This is a genomic window from Saccharospirillum sp. (assembly GCF_039982735.1).
Classification (GTDB): Bacteria; Pseudomonadota; Gammaproteobacteria; order Pseudomonadales; family Natronospirillaceae; genus Saccharospirillum.
In genome coordinates, this window is record NZ_JBDWXV010000002.1 from 96,229 (window position 1) to 116,649 (window position 20,421).

The 20,421-nt window shown below is 51.3% G+C and carries 20 protein-coding genes; 9 read left to right on the forward strand and 11 right to left on the reverse strand.

Translation table 11 applies throughout. The features are described 5' to 3' along the window. Window positions 1-119: 119 nt before the first annotated feature. Window positions 120-1,436 carry a methyl-accepting chemotaxis protein gene (locus ABJT94_RS01225; protein WP_348473855.1) on the reverse strand — a complete coding sequence of 439 codons (1,317 nt, stop codon included), beginning with the start codon at window positions 1,434-1,436 and terminating at the stop codon, window positions 120-122. Between the two features lie 818 nt (window positions 1,437-2,254). Between ABJT94_RS01225 and ABJT94_RS01230 the strand changes: the two genes are divergently transcribed. The 4 genes from ABJT94_RS01230 to ABJT94_RS01245 all read left to right on the forward strand — a co-directional run bounded on the left by ABJT94_RS01230 (window position 2,255) and on the right by ABJT94_RS01245 (window position 5,378). Next, the gene (locus tag ABJT94_RS01230; RefSeq protein WP_348473857.1) at window positions 2,255-2,908 is read left to right on the forward strand and encodes a response regulator transcription factor; all 654 of its coding nucleotides are present in this window, start codon (window positions 2,255-2,257) and stop codon (window positions 2,906-2,908) included. 131 nt (window positions 2,909-3,039) lie between these two features. Then, window positions 3,040-4,572: a DASS family sodium-coupled anion symporter gene (locus ABJT94_RS01235; protein WP_348473859.1), complete on the forward strand. Its 1,533-nt coding sequence runs from the start codon at window positions 3,040-3,042 to the stop codon at window positions 4,570-4,572. A 22-nt stretch (window positions 4,573-4,594) separates the two neighbouring features. Further along, window positions 4,595-5,119, forward strand: coding sequence for a hypothetical protein (locus tag ABJT94_RS01240; protein WP_348473861.1), 525 nt, complete (start codon window positions 4,595-4,597; stop codon window positions 5,117-5,119). A gap of 55 nt (window positions 5,120-5,174) precedes the next feature. Beyond that, window positions 5,175-5,378, forward strand: coding sequence for a hypothetical protein (locus ABJT94_RS01245; RefSeq protein WP_127558221.1), 204 nt, complete (start codon window positions 5,175-5,177; stop codon window positions 5,376-5,378). A gap of 83 nt (window positions 5,379-5,461) precedes the next feature. On the opposite strand, the gene ABJT94_RS01250 is transcribed toward ABJT94_RS01245, so the two are convergent. The 3 genes from ABJT94_RS01250 to ABJT94_RS01260 form a co-directional block, all read right to left on the reverse strand. Further along, a complete protein-coding gene (locus ABJT94_RS01250; RefSeq protein ID WP_348473862.1) occupies window positions 5,462-5,902 on the reverse strand; it encodes a hypothetical protein in 441 nt (146 codons plus the stop codon). Between the two features lie 293 nt (window positions 5,903-6,195). Then, complete coding sequence (locus ABJT94_RS01255; RefSeq protein WP_348473864.1) at window positions 6,196-6,570, reverse strand: VOC family protein; 375 nt, start codon at window positions 6,568-6,570, stop codon at window positions 6,196-6,198. Between the two features lie 209 nt (window positions 6,571-6,779). Further along, window positions 6,780-7,772 (reverse strand): AraC family transcriptional regulator, encoded by a 993-nt coding sequence (locus tag ABJT94_RS01260; protein WP_348473866.1) that lies wholly within the window; start codon window positions 7,770-7,772, stop codon window positions 6,780-6,782. Between the two features lie 549 nt (window positions 7,773-8,321). Here ABJT94_RS01260 and ABJT94_RS01265 point away from each other — a divergent pair. Continuing rightward, entirely contained in the window at window positions 8,322-8,870 is a 549-nt protein-coding gene (locus ABJT94_RS01265; protein ID WP_348473867.1) for a hypothetical protein, read from the forward strand. Window positions 8,871-9,096: 226 nt separating this feature from the next. On the opposite strand, the gene ABJT94_RS01270 is transcribed toward ABJT94_RS01265, so the two are convergent. Continuing rightward, on the reverse strand, window positions 9,097-10,221 hold the full coding sequence (locus ABJT94_RS01270) for an NADH:flavin oxidoreductase (RefSeq protein WP_348473869.1): 1,125 nt from the start codon (window positions 10,219-10,221) through the stop codon (window positions 9,097-9,099). 106 nt (window positions 10,222-10,327) lie between these two features. Here ABJT94_RS01270 and ABJT94_RS01275 point away from each other — a divergent pair, with 106 nt between their 5' ends. After that, window positions 10,328-10,693 (forward strand): helix-turn-helix domain-containing protein, encoded by a 366-nt coding sequence (locus ABJT94_RS01275; RefSeq protein WP_348473870.1) that lies wholly within the window; start codon window positions 10,328-10,330, stop codon window positions 10,691-10,693. 178 nt (window positions 10,694-10,871) lie between these two features. On the opposite strand, the gene ABJT94_RS01280 is transcribed toward ABJT94_RS01275, so the two are convergent. Then, a complete protein-coding gene (locus tag ABJT94_RS01280; RefSeq protein ID WP_348473871.1) occupies window positions 10,872-11,288 on the reverse strand; it encodes a RidA family protein in 417 nt (138 codons plus the stop codon). A 137-nt stretch (window positions 11,289-11,425) separates the two neighbouring features. On the opposite strand from ABJT94_RS01280, the gene ABJT94_RS01285 reads away from it, so the two are divergent. Further along, window positions 11,426-12,340, forward strand: coding sequence for a LysR family transcriptional regulator (locus ABJT94_RS01285; RefSeq protein WP_348473872.1), 915 nt, complete (start codon window positions 11,426-11,428; stop codon window positions 12,338-12,340). Window positions 12,341-12,578: 238 nt separating this feature from the next. Here ABJT94_RS01285 and ABJT94_RS01290 read toward each other — a convergent pair whose 3' ends face one another. The 3 genes from ABJT94_RS01290 to ABJT94_RS01300 form a co-directional block, all read right to left on the reverse strand. Continuing rightward, window positions 12,579-13,805 carry a hypothetical protein gene (locus tag ABJT94_RS01290; protein WP_348473873.1) on the reverse strand — a complete coding sequence of 409 codons (1,227 nt, stop codon included), beginning with the start codon at window positions 13,803-13,805 and terminating at the stop codon, window positions 12,579-12,581. A gap of 187 nt (window positions 13,806-13,992) precedes the next feature. Next, the gene (locus tag ABJT94_RS01295; protein WP_348473874.1) at window positions 13,993-14,454 is read right to left on the reverse strand and encodes a hypothetical protein; all 462 of its coding nucleotides are present in this window, start codon (window positions 14,452-14,454) and stop codon (window positions 13,993-13,995) included. Window positions 14,455-15,255: 801 nt separating this feature from the next. Next, window positions 15,256-16,416: a helix-turn-helix transcriptional regulator gene (locus tag ABJT94_RS01300; RefSeq protein WP_348473875.1), complete on the reverse strand. Its 1,161-nt coding sequence runs from the start codon at window positions 16,414-16,416 to the stop codon at window positions 15,256-15,258. 242 nt (window positions 16,417-16,658) lie between these two features. Here ABJT94_RS01300 and ABJT94_RS01305 point away from each other — a divergent pair, with 242 nt between their 5' ends. Together ABJT94_RS01305 and ABJT94_RS01310 are read left to right on the forward strand one after the other, a co-directional pair. Continuing rightward, the gene (locus ABJT94_RS01305) at window positions 16,659-17,234 is read left to right on the forward strand and encodes an OmpW family outer membrane protein (RefSeq protein ID WP_348473876.1); all 576 of its coding nucleotides are present in this window, start codon (window positions 16,659-16,661) and stop codon (window positions 17,232-17,234) included. Between the two features lie 205 nt (window positions 17,235-17,439). Beyond that, complete coding sequence (locus ABJT94_RS01310; protein WP_348473877.1) at window positions 17,440-18,117, forward strand: DUF4386 family protein; 678 nt, start codon at window positions 17,440-17,442, stop codon at window positions 18,115-18,117. 74 nt (window positions 18,118-18,191) lie between these two features. Here the strand turns inward: ABJT94_RS01310 and ABJT94_RS01315 are convergent, their stop codons facing one another. Both ABJT94_RS01315 and ABJT94_RS01320 read right to left on the reverse strand, forming a co-directional pair. Further along, window positions 18,192-19,100 (reverse strand): oxidoreductase, encoded by a 909-nt coding sequence (locus tag ABJT94_RS01315; protein ID WP_348473878.1) that lies wholly within the window; start codon window positions 19,098-19,100, stop codon window positions 18,192-18,194. After that, complete coding sequence (locus ABJT94_RS01320; RefSeq protein ID WP_348473879.1) at window positions 19,093-20,190, reverse strand: MBL fold metallo-hydrolase; 1,098 nt, start codon at window positions 20,188-20,190, stop codon at window positions 19,093-19,095. Before ABJT94_RS01320 ends, ABJT94_RS01315 begins: the two co-directional genes overlap by 8 nt. Window positions 20,191-20,421 lie beyond the last annotated feature (231 nt).

Genomic DNA, 20,421 nt, shown 5'->3' on the forward strand with positions numbered 1-20,421 from the left:
CAGCAAACTCTATAGAAAACAGATAGTACTGACTTTGGCGCCCACGCTGACAATATAAATACAAGCTATCACAGTGAAAGCCTGATAGCCGTCTAGAGTGGGCTTCTCGACCGCCAGGGCTACTTCAGCTGATTGGCGAACTGGCTGACAATGCTCACAACTTGCTGAGCGCCTTTCTTAATTTCTTTCATGACGCGGCCAGACTCGCTAGACAGCTCCAAACTTTGCTGTGCTTTTTCTTTACTCTGTTTGATCGCGTTAACCGAAGACTGTGTCAGGTTCTGATTTCTCTGCACTACTTCCGCAATTTCCTCGGTGGCGTTACTGGTTCTTGAAGCCAATTGGCGTACCTCATCGGCCACTACCGCAAAACCTCGTCCCTGTTCCCCGGCCCGGGCTGCTTCAATGGCGGCATTAAGTGCCAGCAGGTTGGTCTGATCGGCAATGCTGCTTATGCTCTGTACGATACTGGCAATCAGTTGCGATTGTTCGTCCAGGGCCGATATTTCTTCTCCCGCCAGATCCATTTGAGTGGACAATTCGCGAATGACATTCAGGGTCTTTTCAATAACCTGAGCGCCCTCATCGGCCATGGCATCGGTTTCTGTTGAGGTGCTGTAGGCAATATCTGCCGCAGAGGCTACGGCCTTTTCTCTTTCAACCTCTGTTGTAATGACGGTGGCAAACTTAACAACCTTATACAGCACATCATCCTGGCTAAAAATAGGATTGTAAGAAGCCTCTAGCCAGACATCGTTACCATTCTTGCTGATCCGCCTGAATCGGTCTGAAACACTTTCGCCGTTGGCAAGCCTTTCCCAAAACCGTGTATAGGAACTGGAGGCCACTTCTTCCGGATCACAAAAAATTCGATGGTGCTTCCCTTTGATCTCATCCATGGTATAACCCATAGCACCCAGAAAAAGGTCATTCGCATGCATCACATGACCATGTGTATCAAACTCGATCAAAGCCGTTGAGCGATCCAGTGCCTCAACCAGATCCTGATAGGCTCTTGACGTATCAATGGTACGGGTGAGCACGGTACTGTGTAGCGTAAACTCTTCGAGGTTATCTTCCTCATCAACGACCGGCTGCAACACTGACCTCAGCCACTCCTGCTTACCATCTGAATTCAAAAACTGTATGGCACCAACCCAGTGCTCTCTGTTTTTCAATGCGGACTTTAGGCTGGCAAAATGCGGGGTATCTCTCGCATTCTCAGGTACGCATTCCAGGAGTTGCCTACCCTTTATTTTCTCATCGGAATACCCTAGCTCATCGGCCGTATTCTTGTTTTGCGCCGTAATGATGCCAGAGCCGTCTAATATAAGAACCAGCATTTCTGCATCCAGGCTTTTTCTAACCTGATTCAACTTGTACAGCTTACTTTTTAGCCTGGCGATTTCGGCTTTTGAGTTTCGGTTAAAGAACATAAAGATACCATCATATAAGTGAGCGATTTCTCTCGCATTGTAACGGCTGCTTAGCAGGTGAACTTTAACGAATTATAGTCAGCATAATCCAAACCGCTATTCATTCAAAAAACACCCAGACAACCCATCCAAGACACCACCTGGGCATTGGGCCAACCAAATATACCCTGTTGTTTTTCACTCGGCAGCTAATCGCTGCGCCAGATCAGGTCTATTTATTTGGGGGAAATCGAGAATCAAATAACGGGCATCAGACACACCGGAACATCCACCTTACGAACAACATTTTTAGCTATATAAAATCACCCATCGATAGCCAATAAGCATGGGTTGTCATGTGCTCTAAACAGCAGATTGGCTCTTGTTGTGCATGTTCATCTAGGCTCTTTCAACAGCATTGCCCAAATTCAGGGCTTTGCAACCCATCACCTCTGGACTAATAGCAAAGACAGTCCGAATATGACGCTGTGCGGCACTACATCGCATAATTGAAGTTGGCCCTTGTGGCCTGAGCTCTACTATTGACTCCCACTAAGAATGGGAGATTACTGCAAGAGCAGTACGGCGGACCCTATGAAGTCTGGGCGCACCATTGAAGGGTGCCCTAACCGCTAGTCAATCTTGGTCAGTCGTACCTTTTTTTGAAGTCCACGGGACTCTCATTAACACTGACAAGGATAGGCTACGATGCAAAAGGCCCCTGTGAATCACTCTGCCACGCCTCCCATCTCAATTGCGGTTCATACCCGCCGGTCCGCCTTATTTAAACCCGGCATTAGGTAATATCCAGAGTTCGGGCTAGACACAGGTCTAACTCAGTGGATATTCGAGTCTTCATTTCACACAGCTACCCGTTATTGCGGTATGGATTACGCTGTCTTATTACCGACGCCCCGGGGTTGTTACTGGTGGGTGAGAATGACGCTGGCCGTCAACCACTGCGACAGCTTCAACGCCTCAAGCCGGATATTGCGTTAATCGAACAACAAGACAATGAAAAATGCTGGCAAACGTTAGACGCCATTAAAGTTCGCGGCCTGGCCATCCGGGTGATTTTGGTCGCTATCCATCCCAGGGGTGAGGTTATCTACCGTGCAATGACAGTCGGTGCCGCCGGATACATTACCCGCCAGACTCCTCTGGATCGCATCGTTGAAGCGATTGAAATTGCCGCCGCTGGCGACGTAGCACTCTCTCCCGATGCGCAATCGTCGCTACAAGCGTTTATGCAATACCAAAGCCATCACCATCAAGAACAGCAAGCCCATCAATTGCCGCGTTTTTCAGACGTGGAACTGGAAGTGCTCTATCTGATCGCTCAGGGGTTGTCCAACAGCGAAACCGGACGTTTGCTGCACATCAGCTCATCCACGGTCAAAAACCACCGCCAGAATCTCTTCGCCAAACTGGGCGTGCCTAACGCACCCGCTGCAGTGTATCGCGCCATTCAGAACGGCCTGCTCGAACCCTGACTCTTATTGAGTACATCACCGCTCCAGAGCCCATGACAGCAGACTTGTCCGAAAGTCTGGCCGTTCAACCCATGGTCGTCTGCATTGCCCTGGCCTAGCGTTGAGGCTCATGAGCAGCGAAGGAGGCCGATATGGCTCTTCCAAAAACCAAAACGCCACCGTCCAACAAGCCGCCTTTCACCCGAACCAAAGTTATAGGCCTGTTACTCGGACCAACACTGATGCTGGCCATCCTGATGACTCCCCTGAGCCTGACCTGGGAGCAGCAGGCGCTGCTGGCGGTGATTTTTATGACCGTTACCTATTGGATCACCCAGCCCATTCCCATTCCGGTAACCTCCATCCTCGGCCTGACGCTAACCGTCGTGCTCAATGTCGCGCCTGCCCGCACCGTCTTTGGTGCGTTCTCGTCGCCAACCCTGTTTCTATTGATAGGCGGCTTTATGATTACACTCTCTATGGTGAAATACGGTTTGGGGCAACGGGTTGCCCTGGGCGTGCTGTCACTACCGGGTATTGGCCATTCAACCACGCGCATCATCTTTGCCTTCGGTCTGCTTGCGGCCCTGTTGTCTGGTGTCATCGATAATGGCGCAGTGGCTTCAATGCTGGTACCAATTGCCATTGGCCTGGTGCAGGCACTCGCGCCAGACATTCATGAAAAACGCCCGGACCTTTCCGACCACCAACCCCTGCGTTTCGCCACGGCACTGATGCTGATTACCGCCTACGGCGCTACCGTCGGCGCGCTACTGACGCCCTTTGGAGATGCCACCAATATGGTAGGGCGTGAGTTTATTCAAGCCGAGTTCGACGTGTTGATTTCAGTAGGCAGCTGGATGGCGCTGGCAGTCCCCATCGTTGCAGTGCTGTTTCTGCTGTTGGTCACCATCGTCATCCTGGTCAATCGTCCGGAAGTGCGCACGCTACCCAATGCCCAACAGCATCTGGCCGAGCACCGCCGCCAGCTGGGCAGAATGAGCCGCGGCGAAAAGAACACGGCCATCGCCTTCGGTCTGGCGGTCTTTCTATGGCTGCTCCCTGCGCTGATGGCGCTGACGTTCGGTCATGGCTCGGCACCACACCTGTTTCTGGTGCAACGGCTGCCACCACCCGTAGTCGCCATTTTGGTCGCCTGCAGCCTGTTTCTGATGCCAGTTAATCGCACAGAGGGCTTCACGCTGCGCTGGCGTGATGTCCGGCAGATGGATTGGGGGCCCGTATTGCTTGTCGGTTGCGCCCTGGCGCTGGGCAACCTGATGACACTGACCGGCCTGGCTCAGGTTTTCGGCGCCGGCTTGGCCGACCGCATCGGTAATGTTGGCCCGCTGATTGTCAGCTTTCTCGCCTCGGGCACGGCCATTCTGTTCTCCGAGATCAGCACCAACCTGGTGAGCATCACTGTTCTTGTTCCGACCATTCCACCAGTCGCCGAAGCCGGCGGTGGTGACCCGCTGGTCGTAGCGCTGATCGCCACGTTTTCCGCCATTTACGGCTTTATGCTGCCGATATCGACCTCGGCCAACGCCATCGTTTTCGGCTCTGGCCAGGTACCGGTCTGGCAGATGATCAAGACCGGGTTCTTCGTCGACCTGTCGGGGATCCTGGTCATTGTGACGGGTGTAACCATGTTGCTGCATATCGTGCAGCTGGTTTCACTCTAACCCGCAGCGAAAGGGGTGACCCATGAGCACGCTAAAGACCCATGCAAACAGTAACACCGATACCGATACCGATACCGACACCAACACCAACACTGACAATAAAACCAATAGTGCCAAGACCACGGCCGACCGGGAAGCGGGAGCTCAGCAAGAGAAATACAAGGAAAAGCCGGTGGTCGACCACGGCCCTCACGCCGTGGCGACCTCGGCCGTAGCCGCCGAAGCCGAACAGGGTGACGGCCCGGCTTCGGCTAGCGCGGCGAGCTCAGCGGTCGGCGATGGCGTCGCCGAAACCAGCGTGGTCTCAGTCAGTGTTTGCTCCGACTACGCCGCTGCCGCATCAGACACGGTCGCTGTCGCCGTTGGCCCATATGGTGCCGCCGCAGCCGGGCCGGTCGGGGTGGCCGTAGTCGCGCCGGACGGCGCCAGCGCATCGAGCAATGCGGCCAACTCGAGCAGTACCAGCATCAATAACAAGATGAGACCAGACGGCACCGGCGAGGTAACCGATTCCAACCGCAAAGCATCCAAGCGTCCAAATGCCTGAGTTAAAAACCCGGGTGTGGACAAACGCAGTAACTTGACAACCAAAGGAGGAAATCATGACACAACAAACTGACACTCAAGGCGCCATCCTGTCTCTGGTTAAAGAGATTAAAACGATGGTTATGGCAGAGCGCCGTGAAGCCGAGTTCGATCAGGTACACGACAAGTTGAACGCTCTGACCCGGCAGCATGAGACGATTCGCAATGATTTGCGGGAAATTCTCATGATGCTGGCTCAGAACCAGACTGCCGCTGACTGACTCGAACCCTGGTTCGAGTAACAGGCCCCCGGGGTTGTTGCCCCGGGGGCTTTCTGCCTAATTCTTACAGCCGCCCTCTTTGGCTACCTAAGCGCATCGAGCAGCAGCGGGTACACCGTCGATACCTCCTGCGCGTACAAATCCTTCTCGCCTCTATGGACCACTCCATTCAGGACTAGATCGAACTTTACGCTAACGTACCAGCCATCAACACAGGGGACAGGCTCCAGGTTTTCAGAGTCAAAATGTTGCTGACCCTGCTGCCAGAAGCCAGCTGAATAGTCACTAAGCAACACCACCGCTATCTGCCCCGGGAATTCATAGGAGAAATTTCTCACGAGGATTGATTCAATATTTGGGTTACGTCCAGCAGTGGTACCCTTGGCACGCACAAAAAATTCAAAATTGACAGACTGGGGAGCGTGAGAGTTCTTGTACAAAAAAGGGATATGATTTTTTGTCGCTGGAAACCAGGATGGGAAAGTAGAGACCACTAGCTCGTTTTCATCATCCAGCGGAAACACATGCGACTCATACTCGTACTTCACATAACGAGCACAACTCGCAATGGAGGTAAAAACTGCGATTACCACCGCACATTTAAATAGAACCGTCAAACTACCAAGCTTACAGTGCATCCTGCCACCTTCAAAAAAAACTGCCAGCTAATCCATTGAACCACTGAGTGGCAACCTATGATAATGAAGCTGCTAACAGCGAATCTTGAATCATTTTCATATCAACTTTCGACAGCAAATGACTCCCAATTGAATCATGCAAGGGACTTTCGTAGCGTGCCTTTACAGTAAAGAGTGGGTTATCGCTTCTCTTCCATCAGACCTACCAGATTACCATCCGGATCCCGAAGAAAACCCGTCCATAGCTCATGGTCTGGCATATTAGCAGCGAGTTGCGGTGCTCTCTCGCTGTGGGCACCCCGATTAACGGCAGCAGCATGTACTGCCTGTATATCTGAGACGTTGAAATACAAAATCGAATTCCCGCCAACGATACCCGCTCCCTGAGGAGTACTGAGCATAAGGCGAATTCCATCCGCATTTAGAAATGCAAGATCGGGCCCCGCACTGAACAGAAATTCCAGTCCCAGCATATCCCGGTAGAAAGCCAGTGCCTGTTCTACATTGCTTACCGTAATGGCAATTTGACCAATGGTTGATAGTCTTGCTTCCATAGCCCATTACTCTCTCTGTTAACGTTACCGATCATCCCTAGCGGCTTACCCAGCAATTGCGTGCAAGTGTATCTCCGACAGCCAACATAGGCGCCCACCGATACCTTCGATCGGCCGACACAGTTCAAAGCAGGCAGGGGTAAATTTGCACCATCCAGGGCGACTCACTATGGCATACTCGCCGAAAATTGCTTAACTTAACAGCCCTATCATGACGCCTTCAGTGACCGACGATAAGCGCTTGGCGTTAGCTGAGTTACCCGAAGAAACTCCCGGTTGAAGTTGGACTTGGTCTGAAAACCAGATTCTAAATAAACCTGGGTGATCGAATGGGTTGTATTAGCAAGCAGCTCTTTTGCCCGTTCAATCCGATATTCATTAACAACTTGCGAAATATTCCGGTGATACACCCGGTTAATGGCCACCGATATCTGTCGCGAGGGTATTCCAGACTTGCGAGCCAGTCTGTCCAGTGTCAGGTCTGGATCCAGGAATACCTCTTTCTTAACCATCAACCCAGTAATGGCCTCTATGATGGTTTTGGCGGCATCATCTGAGAGTTCAGGAGTTGAGCCTTCGTCGACATTGCTGGCCATCGTTTGCGCAGCCGGCTGAACTTCCTGGCCTCGACGGTCTGACGGTACTCTGCTCATACCAATTAACAGCACCATCCCGGAGAGCACCGGCAGTAGGATGAAGTGCCCAGTGCTGAGAATCGCATCCTTATGCAATCCCTGAAATTTAGCAATATCAACGCTGATGACAATGTCGAATATTGCGGATAGCAATAACAGCACGCCAGCAAAGCGTTCGGCCACTATCGCTGTTCCAGCCTGGGAAAGCCGTACCTGACCGGGCACATTGTCGGCACTGAAGGACACTCGGATCAACGCAACCCCGTACCCCAAATAGATAGATGCCAGCAATGGGTCCAGTGGAGGGTTCCAAAAAGGATAGGTTAGCGAACCCAGGACAACGAACAGGGGCAGCAACGCATGAACCAGAAAGGCCGCTTTGCGACGATGAGCCCTGGCAAAGCAATACCAGGCAGCGACAGGAACACAGGATGCGATTGCCGGTTGCAAGGCTCTGAATAGGGCAATGTCCGTCATTGCTCTGACGCCCACGATGACGGGCACGGCCGCACACAACCCAATAAATACATACGTGGCAAGACCGACAGGCCGTTGCTGTGCAAACAATACAATAGCCAGAATAACCAGTAGCAGAGCGACGACAAAGGGTAATGGAACAAAAATCATAAGAACCTATATATCAGTATATTGAGCGTCATTTTGGACCGAATCGCGCTTCAGTACGTCCTCGAACCTGATTCAGGACGCCTTCAAAGCTATCACAGCCGAAGATGAAGGGGTCTGAAACTGATAAGGAGGACAACGTATGTACGAGTATCTGGACGGCTGGAGACGGCTTTTTCAATGGTCTGGAAAGGCGTCTCGCCAGGCTTTCTGGCAATTCATGCTGGTTAACTTACTGATCTCGGCGATCCTGGTTAGAATAGATGCCAGCCTAAATTGGTACGGCGCTTTAGAGGGACTCTACAGTGCCCTTGCACTGATACCGACCCTGTCAGTCAGTGTACGACGACTCCACGACATTGGGCAATCGGGGTGGTGCTTACTGCTGATTATAATTCCCGTGATCGGGGCCCTTTGGTTACTCTGGCTGCTGGCACAGCCAAGTGAAGACCCGGGCGGCATAGGATTCAACCCATCGACCGGGGGTGTCAAATGAAACGTTTAGCCATAGGAGGAACCATTATAGGCCTGTTCCTAGCCAGCGTCGCCATGGCCGATGTAACCGGTGGCGAACTCGTTAGTGATTTCAATTCACCTGGGACCGCGTTGAGTGAGGGCAAGGCACCCACGGGTATGATTTTTATAGAGTCGCCTAAACGAGGCAGGCTAATGCGGCTTCAGGGGATCGTCGGAAGAGGTGAGCTGGTTGCCAGTCAGAGTGACGGGTCCTGCGTTTCAGTTGCGATACGAATCGCCTCGGGCAATTTCAATGGACATGGGGTTGGTATTTCACGGGCCGAAAGCATCCAACTTGTTATCCACTCCAAGGTCATCACGGAGCGGCTGTTGGCAGGAGAGGAAGTGGTAAGCCAGCACCATACGGTGGGCTTTCGCGATGCAGTAACCACTAGCGATATACAGATAACCAGTGGGTTGAGCGTCAGCGATGATTTTGTACTCAACCCTGGAGAATGGTCATGGACCTCCTTGTTTGGGCTGGCTAAAACGGAAGTGGCCTGTGAACGCCTTTACTCTACCTGATACCCAGGTCTGGACAGTCGGCGCTGACTTCCTGGTAATGACTGAGCGATCAGCCCCAAGCCCAATAGGCAGAGCTGTCGAAAAAACAGGGTCGATAGCCCTACCTATTTAAATGCCCTTTATCCAATTGTCGATGCGACGCCGTTTATCTTGGGTGTCACAGCAAGATCGGGCTAAAACCGGTGTCAGCCGTTGCTGAACACCGGTACAGTGAGTGCTGGTCAGGTCAGACCAGCTCAGCCAGTTGCGCTGGTTCGAATCCGGTCAGTTCATCGCTGGCACCGCGCTGAACTTTCTGCGCCCAGTTGGGGTCGCCCAACAAGGCCCGTCCGACGGCGATCAGATCAAACTCGTTGCGCTCCAGGCGACGCACCAATTGATCCAGCTCCGTTCGCTGCGAACTGTGACCGCCAAAGGCAGAGAAGAAATCGCCATCAAGGCCGACCGAACCAACGCTGATGGTGGTTTTACCGGTCAGTTTTTTCGCCCAACCCGCAAAGTTCAATCCGTTTTCACCATCAACCTCAGGAAATTCGGCTTCCCAGAAACGGCGTTGCGAGCAATGGAAAACATCCACTCCGGCATCGGCCAAAACCCCGAGCCATGCGTCCATTTCCGCTGGTGACTGCGCCAGCCTGGCTTTGTAGTCCTGCTGTTTCCATTGGCTTAACCGCAACAGCACAGGGAAGTCAGGGCCCACCGCCTGGCGGATCGATTTAATGACTTCAACGCCAAAGTTGGCACGTGCCAGCACCGTGTCGCCACCCCAGCGGTCGGTTCGCTGATTGGTACCTGCCCAGAAAAACTGGTCAATCAGGTAACCATGAGCACCGTGCACTTCAACCACATCAAACCCCAGGCGTTTGGCATCTACTGCGGCTTGAGTAAAGGCGTCTATGGTGTCGGCGATATCAGCGTCGGTCATGGTTTTGCCGACTGGCTTATCCGGAGCGAACAGACCGGACGGGCTTTCCATCTCCCCTTCGGCCGTCCAGCCACTGCCGCTGGGGGCCGTGCCGGTATGCCAGATTTGCGGACCCATGCGGCCGCCAGCCTGATGCACGCCATCGATCACCGTTTTCCAGCCGGCCAGCGCTTGTTCGCCGTGAAAAAAGGGAATATTCGGTTCGTTGCGTGACACCGGTCGGTTGATCACCGTACCTTCCGACAGAATCAGGCCGACATCCGCTTCGGCGCGACGACGGTAGTAGTCGGCATTGGCTTGACCGGGAATGCCTTCGGGCGCCATATTGCGCGTCATCGGGGCCATTACAATGCGATTTTTAAGGGTCAGAGAGCCCAGTTCAACGGGCTGGAAGAGAACGGATGTATCAATAGAATCAGCAGACATCAAAAAAAATTTCCTGTTCGGTTGTTTAACGGCGAACATAGTATATTTTTTATACCTAGTGTAAATTAGGCACTTCAATTGCACCAAGTTACCTTGAGGAAACCTTGTGGCCGACAATCCGTGTTTTACCGCCCATTGCCCAAATCGAGTTCTATTTGCCGAAATTGCCGACAAGTGGACGATGATGATTCTGACCGTCCTTGAGCAACACCCGCGTCGCTTCAACGATATCAAGCGACTGCTGGAAGGCATTTCCCAAAAGTCACTGACCCAGACCTTAAGACGCCTGGAACGCAACGGTATTGTCACCCGTGAAGTCATCAGCAGCTCACCGGTAGCGGTACAGTATGAACTAACCGACATCGGCCAAAGCCTGTTACAGCCCTACAAGGCACTGTATTGCTGGACGATAGAGAAACTGCCAGAAGTGAATAAAGCCCGCCAAGCATTCGACCAGCGTCAGCCCGCCTGAATCGACACCGGCAAGCAACAGGGTATAGACACTCACCCTGTCCTTAAACGAAAGCTATAAGAAGATGGCTTTTGATCGCGGTCTAATGCCGGTGTCTCGACAGTGCGCTTTAAATCTCAACATCCGGCTGTTCAGGCACTCGCCATTGCCCAATAAAACTCTGGTTCAGAACCTGGTTCTAGCGAGCTGTTGAACCCGTGGCACCTTCTGGCAGTTTTGCGATCACCTTGATTTCAAACTGAAAGCCAAACAACCAGGTAACCCCGATGCCGGTCAGTGTTGGGTACGGCGCCTCTCCCCAGTTTTCATGCACTACCTTCATCACAGGGCCAAAGACCGAGTCAGGGTCCACAACAAGCAGGGTTGTGTCGATCACATCATCAAAGGTGCAACCCGCCTCCTTTAGAATGGCATTCAGGTTATCGAACGCCCGTTGTACCTGTTTTTCCAGGTCCGGCTCTGGTGAGCCATCCTCGCGGCTACCTACCTGCCCGGAAACAAATAAAAGCCCGTTGGAACGGACCGCCGGTGAGTAGCGGTTCTGTTCGTAAAGTGCCTGGCGGCCAGGCGGAAAAACGACGTCACGTTTGTTCATGGGTAACTCCATCTTTGGGCAACTAGGCCCTGGTTAGTGATGGGATTACTGTAAAGCCGCTTTCGGGGCCGATAAACTAGCCATTGCCGTCAACATTGTTTGTATAATCCAAACAATCTAAAAGAGCCGGAGTAACCATGGACCGTTTCAATGCCATGCAGGCGTTTGTTCGAGTGGTGGAAACAGGCAGCTTTACCAAGGCAGCTGACACACTCCACATGAACAAGACCAGCGTCACACAACTGGTTCAGCAACTGGAGGCACACTTGCGGGTCAAGCTGCTCAATCGCACCACCCGTAAGGTCAATGTAACCGCCGACGGTGCGGCCTACTACGAACGAGCGGTGAAGCTATTGGCCGATATGGACGATGCAGAAACCGGCTTGCCCAGTGCGATTGCCGTTCCCCGAGGGCGATTGCGTGTGGATGTACCCAGCCCGCTGGCTCGTTTTATCCTGATACCCGCCCTGCCTTCGTTCTACGCACAGTACCCCGACATACAGCTGGACCTGGGAGTCAGCGACCGGGTTGTGGATATTGTTGGAGAGGGCGTGGACTGCGTGGTGCGTGGCGGGGAATTGGCTGATCTTTCACTGGTGGCACGCCGCGTAGGGAGCTTGCCGTTCGGTCTATATGCCTCCCCCGGATATCTGGAACAGTTCGGCACACCACTACACCCGAATGAGTTGGCAGGGCCACATCACTGTGTAGTCGGCTTCACCTGGGAACGTATCGGTAAGGCACTGCCCTATGTATTGAAACAAAACGGTGAGTCCATCACGGTGCAAGGCCGTAACCGAATCTCCGTCGACGATGGCAACGCGCATCTGGCTGCAGGTATGGCAGGCTTGGGGGTGCTCTCGCTCCCGGTCTACATGGCGAATGAGGCAGTCGCCAGAAATGAACTGATACCCCTGTTCGAAGAGTGGCAGCTTGACCCTATGCCGCTGTACGTCGCCTTTCCACAAAACCGTTATATCAGCGCCAAACTACGCGTGTTCATTGATTGGGTATCTGATTTGATGAACTCAGCAGAGAATGACAGCAACTGAGACACCTAGCCTATGCACTAATAAAAATCATCGGTAGCCTGTTCTAAGTAGCCACCTAATGTGAGAATCACGGAAGTGTTATTATCATTGTGATAGTAGCCCATTTAGCCCTCACCTAATTGACTTTGGTTAGATACGGCTCAACCTATATCTCAAATACCTACCAGCTTCTAAAAAACCGGCCACAACCTGATAGTTCTCAGCCTTAAAAATGACTGTAAACTCAAGTTAGAAGAACTCAATCAGTCAACCATATGAAATTAAATGAGTCCTTTCCGGGTGTACGGAATATTTCGGTTGGGAGGGTCATACCTGATAGGGAAGACAAACCATCAACCTTAACAATACGATCATTTTCCAATCCCCACGTCCTTGCCCAAAATGTGTCATCTATTATTCTTCCATAGAATGGCTCTTCAACAGAGAATATTTCAGTCTTAACACCGCTAATGGGATCCAGCTGCTCCAAGACAGTCTCGACTCCGCTATCCCGCCATATATAAATGTAGTCACCAGCCGTTCCTGCACCGAAAGCACCATACAATGACTCGGTATCAAGAACCTGCAGAGTAAAAGTACTTTCATTGAACTCGATGATGGACCTATTTAGCTCATCAAAAAAATAGGTTTTATCATCAATTACACCAATAAAATGGCTTCCTGATGCGCATGCAGGCAAGATTATCCGGCTGCTCCCAACTAATTCAGATGTAAGAGCACCTTCATCGACAACTCTAAATATCTCTCCTTCATAATACGAATTATATTCCCATGGCTGATAATAGAGAGAGCCACTTGAACCGACCCAATAAAACACATTTGAGTCAATCGCTAACTGCTCTGTGTCCGTTAAGCTGGCAATAACAGTTCTGCATTCATTGCTCGCAGTCGCTGTAGTTGTAAAAGCGAGCAACCCTTTCTGGCTGAGATGAAAATTTCTTGTATTCTCAGAATTAGGAACTGAATTAGTGGCTAACTGGCCGCTAGAGTCAAACTCCCCCACCTGAAGTTCCATCTTGTCAAGAGTATCGTTAACAACCCTGAAAACAGCAAAGTCTCCCTGGGTTTGGAAAATATCCTCTTTAAACTCACGAAAGCTTCCATAGTCCCCATAAAGAACGGTGTCATTGAGGCCATCCAAGCTCGTTAGTATAGGTTCTGAAATCACATCCCCTGAAGGTGAACGAACCCAATACACCTCGTAGGCATAATGAATCACGGCTATATTATTTGCTCCCCGCGTCGGGAAACTCGAAACAATTGGATTCAAGTGACCACTTTCATCGAAGACTGCGACTTCCTCCACTGCTCCATTTCGGGTAACTTTTTTTAACGGTTCCCCGTTTTCTGTAAAAAGGATGATGGCATCCTGGATGTCAAAATGATTAGGGACAACCCGGTCGTCATTCGTATACTCACACGCGGAAAGCAAAACAATTCCAGTAAGCATCCATACTTTGTTCATTTTTTTCCCTTCGCCAAGGAGGAGGAAAGCTTGTCTTACCCTCCAATGTGGTGGTTAACATCCATCACCAGATGCATATTCAATACTCGTTACTCAATTCTACAAACTGACGGCGAACAAATGAAGCAAAATATCAGACTGCTTGTTATCTCTCGATACATACTATAATGCCTGTCGAATTAGTTCGTTACAAAATCTGTCTTATCAGGTTTGGAACAAGTATCTCAGTATGATACAAAGACAATGAATCGACAAGAATACCTAGATTGATTGTTTTTCCACCGTTGCCAACCACGGCACAGGATGTATTGTTCGCCCACGAACACGCGGTATAGGCAGAACCGATTGGTTGCAGCTGGCGGGAGTAGGTAACCCACCCCGTGTCTGATACAGGGACTTCGTTAAGGAATAGCCCGACAATTTCATCGGTGAACGTGGCTGACGTGAAGTTTACTCCCACAGAGCTGGTCTCGAACAATTGATTAATCACCACGTTTGGAGACCAGGTTGACAGAATGGCCGAATTTCCAGCGTCTACCCATTGAGTTAACGCGGTGACATTAGCCTGAGGAATTCCAACATTCCGTTCCGAATATATAACGACATCAAAATCACCAGTACCGATGCTGGCCGCAAAGTCAGCAGACATGACTTCCGTCAGCTCAATTACACCACGTAACTCCAGATTACTAAGTACGTCAATGAACTTATCGGAAAAGTTAAGATTGGGCGTAGTAACACCGTCAACAAAATACAGAACTCGTGTTCCGTAAATATCGTTAAGAACTTCGTTGGAAGAACAAATTATAGCAGTGTCTACAATGGCATCGATTAAACCGTCATCATTGATATCGTAACCGAAGTCAAGTGAGGTCCCGCCAGATTCACATGATGTATCGTAGCTGTATTCAACGATAAGGTTCTAGCCGGATTCGCCATTGCACATCGTGGCGATATCGACTACTTCATTGATGGTCCCGTCGTCGGTGTTGTCGTACCCAACCGTAAGCATCGAACCACCGGCCGGACACTCCTCACTGCTAGCAGCGGATATCTTGGTCAGTAAAGGCCTGCTTGAAGTATCGCCTGTCCTATTACATGCTGCCAGAAAAAGCACTAACATGCCGATGGCACATAATCTAAAAGTTGATTTAAGCATTTTACCTGTCCCGCTATTGTCGTATTCTACGCAATATGCTGGCAGGACTTTAATGCTTTCCAGCAACTATCAATTTTATGTCCATTCCCTATGATAGCAAAGATATTGAAGCCTGCTTAAACGGCCCATTCAAAGAGCTGACGCAAGATTCTCGTTTAGAAGATTCTCGGTGGGCCACCCACACCCTCACTAGCTAATAGATAAAAACTATATAAAACCAGTTCTTGATAGTGGACTTGGGTGGATGTCACGATAATCGTGCGATACGCGTATCACGATGAAACCAGTCGGCTAATGAAACGGCTCAGCTGAAGTGGCAGACGCCTTATATTTACTTGGCGTCATGCCTGTTCTCTTCTTAAACGCATTGTAAAACGACGAACGGGTATTGTATCCGACGGATAATGCGACTTCCAAAACAGTCTGTTCACTGGCTTTCAGTGCTTCTTTCGCCGCTTCAATACGAGCGTCATTAATGTAACTGTAAAAGGTCGTCTGCATTTCCCGACTCAACACTTGTGATAAGTAATGACCGGAAATACCAAGTTCAGACGCGAGCGTTGAGGCATCGATATCAGGGTCCAGATAGGACTTTTCTCCCCTCACTTTCCGTTCAACCTTATCGGCGATGCGTTTTAAGCGTTCACCATCAATCGAGGAATTAGCGTATTTCTGCTCAGAACCTTCTTCTGATCCCAATTCCGGTTCGGGTTCGGGGTCCGGTTCAATATGGGAAAATGCTGGTCTTCTGTTCAAAGTCTGCAGGCAAAATAGCCAAATAAGCAGAAGGACCATTAAAGAAAGCGCGGTTTCGCTAATAAACGGCATCGATGTAGCGGAGGATGCCCCCAAAACAATGAGTGCATAAAGCCAGGTGACCACCAGCAGGGCGGTAAAGCCGACAAGCCAGTCCAGCCGCTTACCTTCATGGTCTGCAAACTCGGTATTCAGTCGTTGGTGATATGCCCTGGTATTGATCACGATTCTACCGAGGTAGAGAACGCTCAGGATCGTCCACCCGACCAAAAGAAAGGCAAACCCTGCGGAATTAATACCCACCCAGACCGAAAGCTGCTCCGGGTCGTTAAAGAACATGTTGTTGAAGTCTTCGCCCGGCATTAAGCCAATGGATAGGCTGAGCAAGCCAGCCAGCCCAACGGGTATCCAATGGAGGGCTCGTTTCTCGGGCTGTGGCTGAGTGCCATAGGCGGTCAACCGCTGCTGATACCAATAGATCATCGGTAGCAGTAGGAAAAAGACGACGGGGATTGAGGCGATATAGAGCCTCGCGAATAGGCCTCCCTGATCCAGCATAAGTGTGCCGGATACCAGCCAACTCATGATAACTATGACGCCGGCAACGAGTTTACTCGGTTTGTGATAGGCCGGATTCAGATAGAGCAGCGATAGAAACAACACCCCTATACCAACGCTTATCCCATCGATAAACATCCTGAATTCCCTTTAATTTGGTCAAAAACCTGTCCTTCTCACTTGGAAAGGACGAAGACAGCGGCAGAAAAACCATAATAGCACCCTCAACTTTTGACGAAAACTGTAAAAAGTTGATGGGCTTTATGGCCAACGAAACGAGCCACGGTCAACGTCAGTTACAGCCGTTTCCCGGCGCAACGTTTTCGGACCGTCATTATTCCATCGCTGATTACTTCTTACCTTAACCGGAGAAACCACACATGAACCACCCCTTTAAACTGTCTATTGCCGTTGCTGTCACCTTATCGACTGCCTTGCTAACCGTGGCTGAGGCTGGTGAATCAACCATCAATACCAAAGCCTATTTTGGCGGCCAGACGATTGATGCCAGTGCCTGGAGTGCACAGGATGGCCATGGCTCGATAGGCGTGCTGACCGATTTCAAGACCGGATTTCATGGCATACGCGTTGCCGTCGATTTGTTTGGGTCTGGCAGCGAAGACAGTACGACGAGCCAGGTGAAAGGCACCTATACCGCAGCGGCACAGCTGGGGTTGAGAAAGTACATTGACCTGCAATCGAAGTTCAGCCCCTACATTGGTGGCGGTGTTAACTTGGCGTATGCCGCACAGGTGAACAATGACGGGTCGGGAGACACAGAGGAAGAGGACATGGACACTGGGCTGTGGCTGAACGCCGGTGTCGACTACCTACTGACCGACCAATTCACGGCCGGCGTTGACCTTCGCTATGCCACCGCAGAGGTGGAGCTTTACGGCGAATCGGTTGTGCTGGATGCAACAGCGTTCGGCGTTTCCCTGGGGTATCGCTGGTAGGTCGACCTATCACTGCCCCTAGTATCAATCACAGCCAAATGAGAGTTGAGTGCATCTGTGATGCCTCAACTCATCCTGGCGAACAGGATAGGCCTTCGCAATGACTCAAAAACAGTGTCCTTCTCACTTGGAAAAGACGATTACAGCGGCGGAAAGGCCCAAAATGGCTCCATCAACCTGAGATAAACACTGAGGAAACCAAGAGATGGACACACTGATCAACGAAATAAACCCGGCCCAGCGTCCGTTAAAACCCCTTGCCGGCGCAGCCTTTATCGGCATGGCTTTATGTTATATCACCCTCTTCATCATCTATGGCGCCCTATTGAGCACACCGGCAGATGCGACTACCGCCGAAAAGATTGCATACCTCATTGAAAATAAGGGCTTATTTAACGTTACCTACGTTTTGGGCTATGTCCTTTTTGCTTGTCTGCTGTGCTTCTGCGTGTATGTCATTGGCGGCCTTTACCAGAAGGTGTCGCAACCCGCCATGGCACTGGCCACGCTGTTTGGCTACTTCTGGGTAGTGGTATTGTTATGCACCGGCATGATCGGCATAACTTCACATGAGCTATTGGCAAGCTATAGCACCTCGAACCCCGCTGCAGCAGAGGTAATCTACTATGCCAGAGCCCTGCTGACGGAAAGCCTGGGCGGCGGCATCGAGTTTATCGGTGGTGTGTGGTTGTTACTCTTTGGAGCGGTTAGCTGGCGCCATGGCTTGTTCTCAAAGCCCCTATCAGCGTTCACGCTGGTAAAGGGGGCGATCGGCGTAGCCACGATTTTTTCCACTGAACCGGTGTTGAGAGATCTGTTCGGTATTACCGGAATCGTCTGGTTTCTCTGGATCGGCATTGCCATGATCAGGAAGCCTTCCTGATCAGAGCCTTTTGAGAAGCCGCCTAACGTGGGTGTCACGGTAGGCGCATCATGAGCAATGAGCGATAAACACCATCAGTCGAAATACTTCGCCCCGGTCAGTTCTAACGACACGTCCCACAGTCGCTTGCTGACGTCTGCGTGCAATGCGTGAGGCCGGGGCTGTACCTTAACCGGTTGCTTACCGCGCATTTCATTAAAGCCGTTAGGTCCTATGTAATCGCCACTGTGAATATCCTCGCCGAGCGCCGCATACAATTGAGGCAGTGCGCCTTCTTCCGGTGAGGACAACAGGAAGCCGGCCACGGGGGTCAGTATGACGATGAGCGGTTTAGGTAGATAACGGCTTAACGCAGTATTGGCAACACCCGGATGCGCTGCTACAGCCAGCGTCGAGTATCCACGGTCTTTAAGATGTTTATCCAGTTCATAGGTGAACATCAACATGGCCAGCTTTGATTGGCCATAGGCTTCCATCTTTGAATAGCGTTTTTCGAAATGAAGATCGTCGAAATGAATCTTGCCGCTGCGATGGGCAATGGAACTCAGGTTAACGATGCGTGCGTCTCCGGTTTTTTCCAGCAAAGGCAACAGCAAGCTGGTCAACAGGAAGTGCCCAAAGTAGTTGGCCCCCATCTGTAACTCAAAACCGTCTACGGTTTTCTCGTAAGGCGGCACCATGACACCGGCGTTGTTGATCAGCAGGTCGAGCCGATCAAACTGACTCAGAAAGCGTTCAGCAAAGGCCCTTACAGAGGACAGGTCGCTCAAGTCGAGAGGCAGGTAGCTTAAGCTCGCTTCAGGTACGTCATTTTTTAACGACGCGATGGCCGCTTCGGCTTTGTCTTTGTTGCGACAAGCCAAAACCACCGTGGCGCCATTTTTGGCCAGTTCCAGTGCCGTCGAATACCCTAAGCCGACATTGGCGCCGGTCACGATAGCGACTCGGCCTTCTTGCGATGGTACGGAGTTGAGATCAAACATAATCAGAGGCTCCTTTGGCTTCCTGTGCAGTCATGGATTGCAGCCGTACGTCCCACCAGGGGCGTATCGTCGTCGGTGGCGATAGCAAATCGAGTCGTTCGCCAATGCGCGGTACCACAATGGCCTGGTTCTGTTTCTGAGCCTCGGCGACCACGCGCTGCGCCGGTTCATTCCAGGCATGAATCGACAGCGTGAAGGCTCCCCAATGCACTGGCATCATTACACCAGCCTCAAGATCGCGCGCCGCTTTTACGGTTTCTTCGGGCATCATGTGAATGTCAGCCCAAGCCGGGTTGTACTGCCCGCATTCCAGCAAGGCAAAGTCGACCGCCCCGAGACGTTGGCGTATTTCTGTAAAGTGAGGGCTATAGCCGGTGTCACCACTGAAAAAGAGGCTGAAGTCGTCACTTTTTAGGTGCCAGCCACCCCACAAAGATTGATTCTGACCGGTCGGGCGACGACCACTGAAATGCTGGGCCGGTGTCAGCGTGATGGCCAGTTCGTTGAGTGATGTATGCTCCCACCAGTCCAACTCAACAATGCGCGAGGGCTCAATGCCCCAGCCACGAAGGTGTGTACCTACCCCGAGGGGGACGTAAAAACGTTCGGTTTTCCCGGCTAGTTGACGTATAGCGGTCAGATCCAGATGGTCGTAGTGATCGTGTGAAATAAACACGGCATTGATGTGAGGAAGGTCGCCCGGTTGAATGGGCAACTGACCGCTGTACCGTTTAGAGCCTAGCCAGGGGTGTGGTGCCGCGACATCGGCAAAAACCGGGTCAAACAGAAAATTGCGCTGATGCCACTGCAGCAAAAAAGACGAATGCCCGAACCAGTAAAGCTCCGGGCCCTCTACCGGTGCCAACGCTTCTGGTTGAATGGGGATGGCTGCCACCGTCCCTTGGTCGGGCGTACGGTTCGGTGTGCCGCGCAAAAACTGCCAGGCCGCTTTCCATCCACCGACTTCGGGGTCTTTCGGTGCCGGCGGGCTCAAGTTGACGAACGTTGAACCGTTGTAATACTCGGATTGTTTAAACCGGTGTCGATCGTCGTCACTCGGACGACTGCCGAACTGTTGGCTGAAAAGCATAAAGGTAACTCCCAATAGCAAAGTGAGCAGAATCACAGCGCCAATTACCTGCCAGAGGCGCGTTAGTGGCTTTACAGCCACTCATGCCTCCGAGTTTGGTTAAGCCCCATCAGTGTTTGAGCAGCAAGATTCTTCACAGGGGCCGTCCTGTTGTGCAATGATTGACCAGATAATAAGAGACACAGTGTCTTTATTCAAGAGACGCTCTGTCTTTTATATCAAAAAATGACT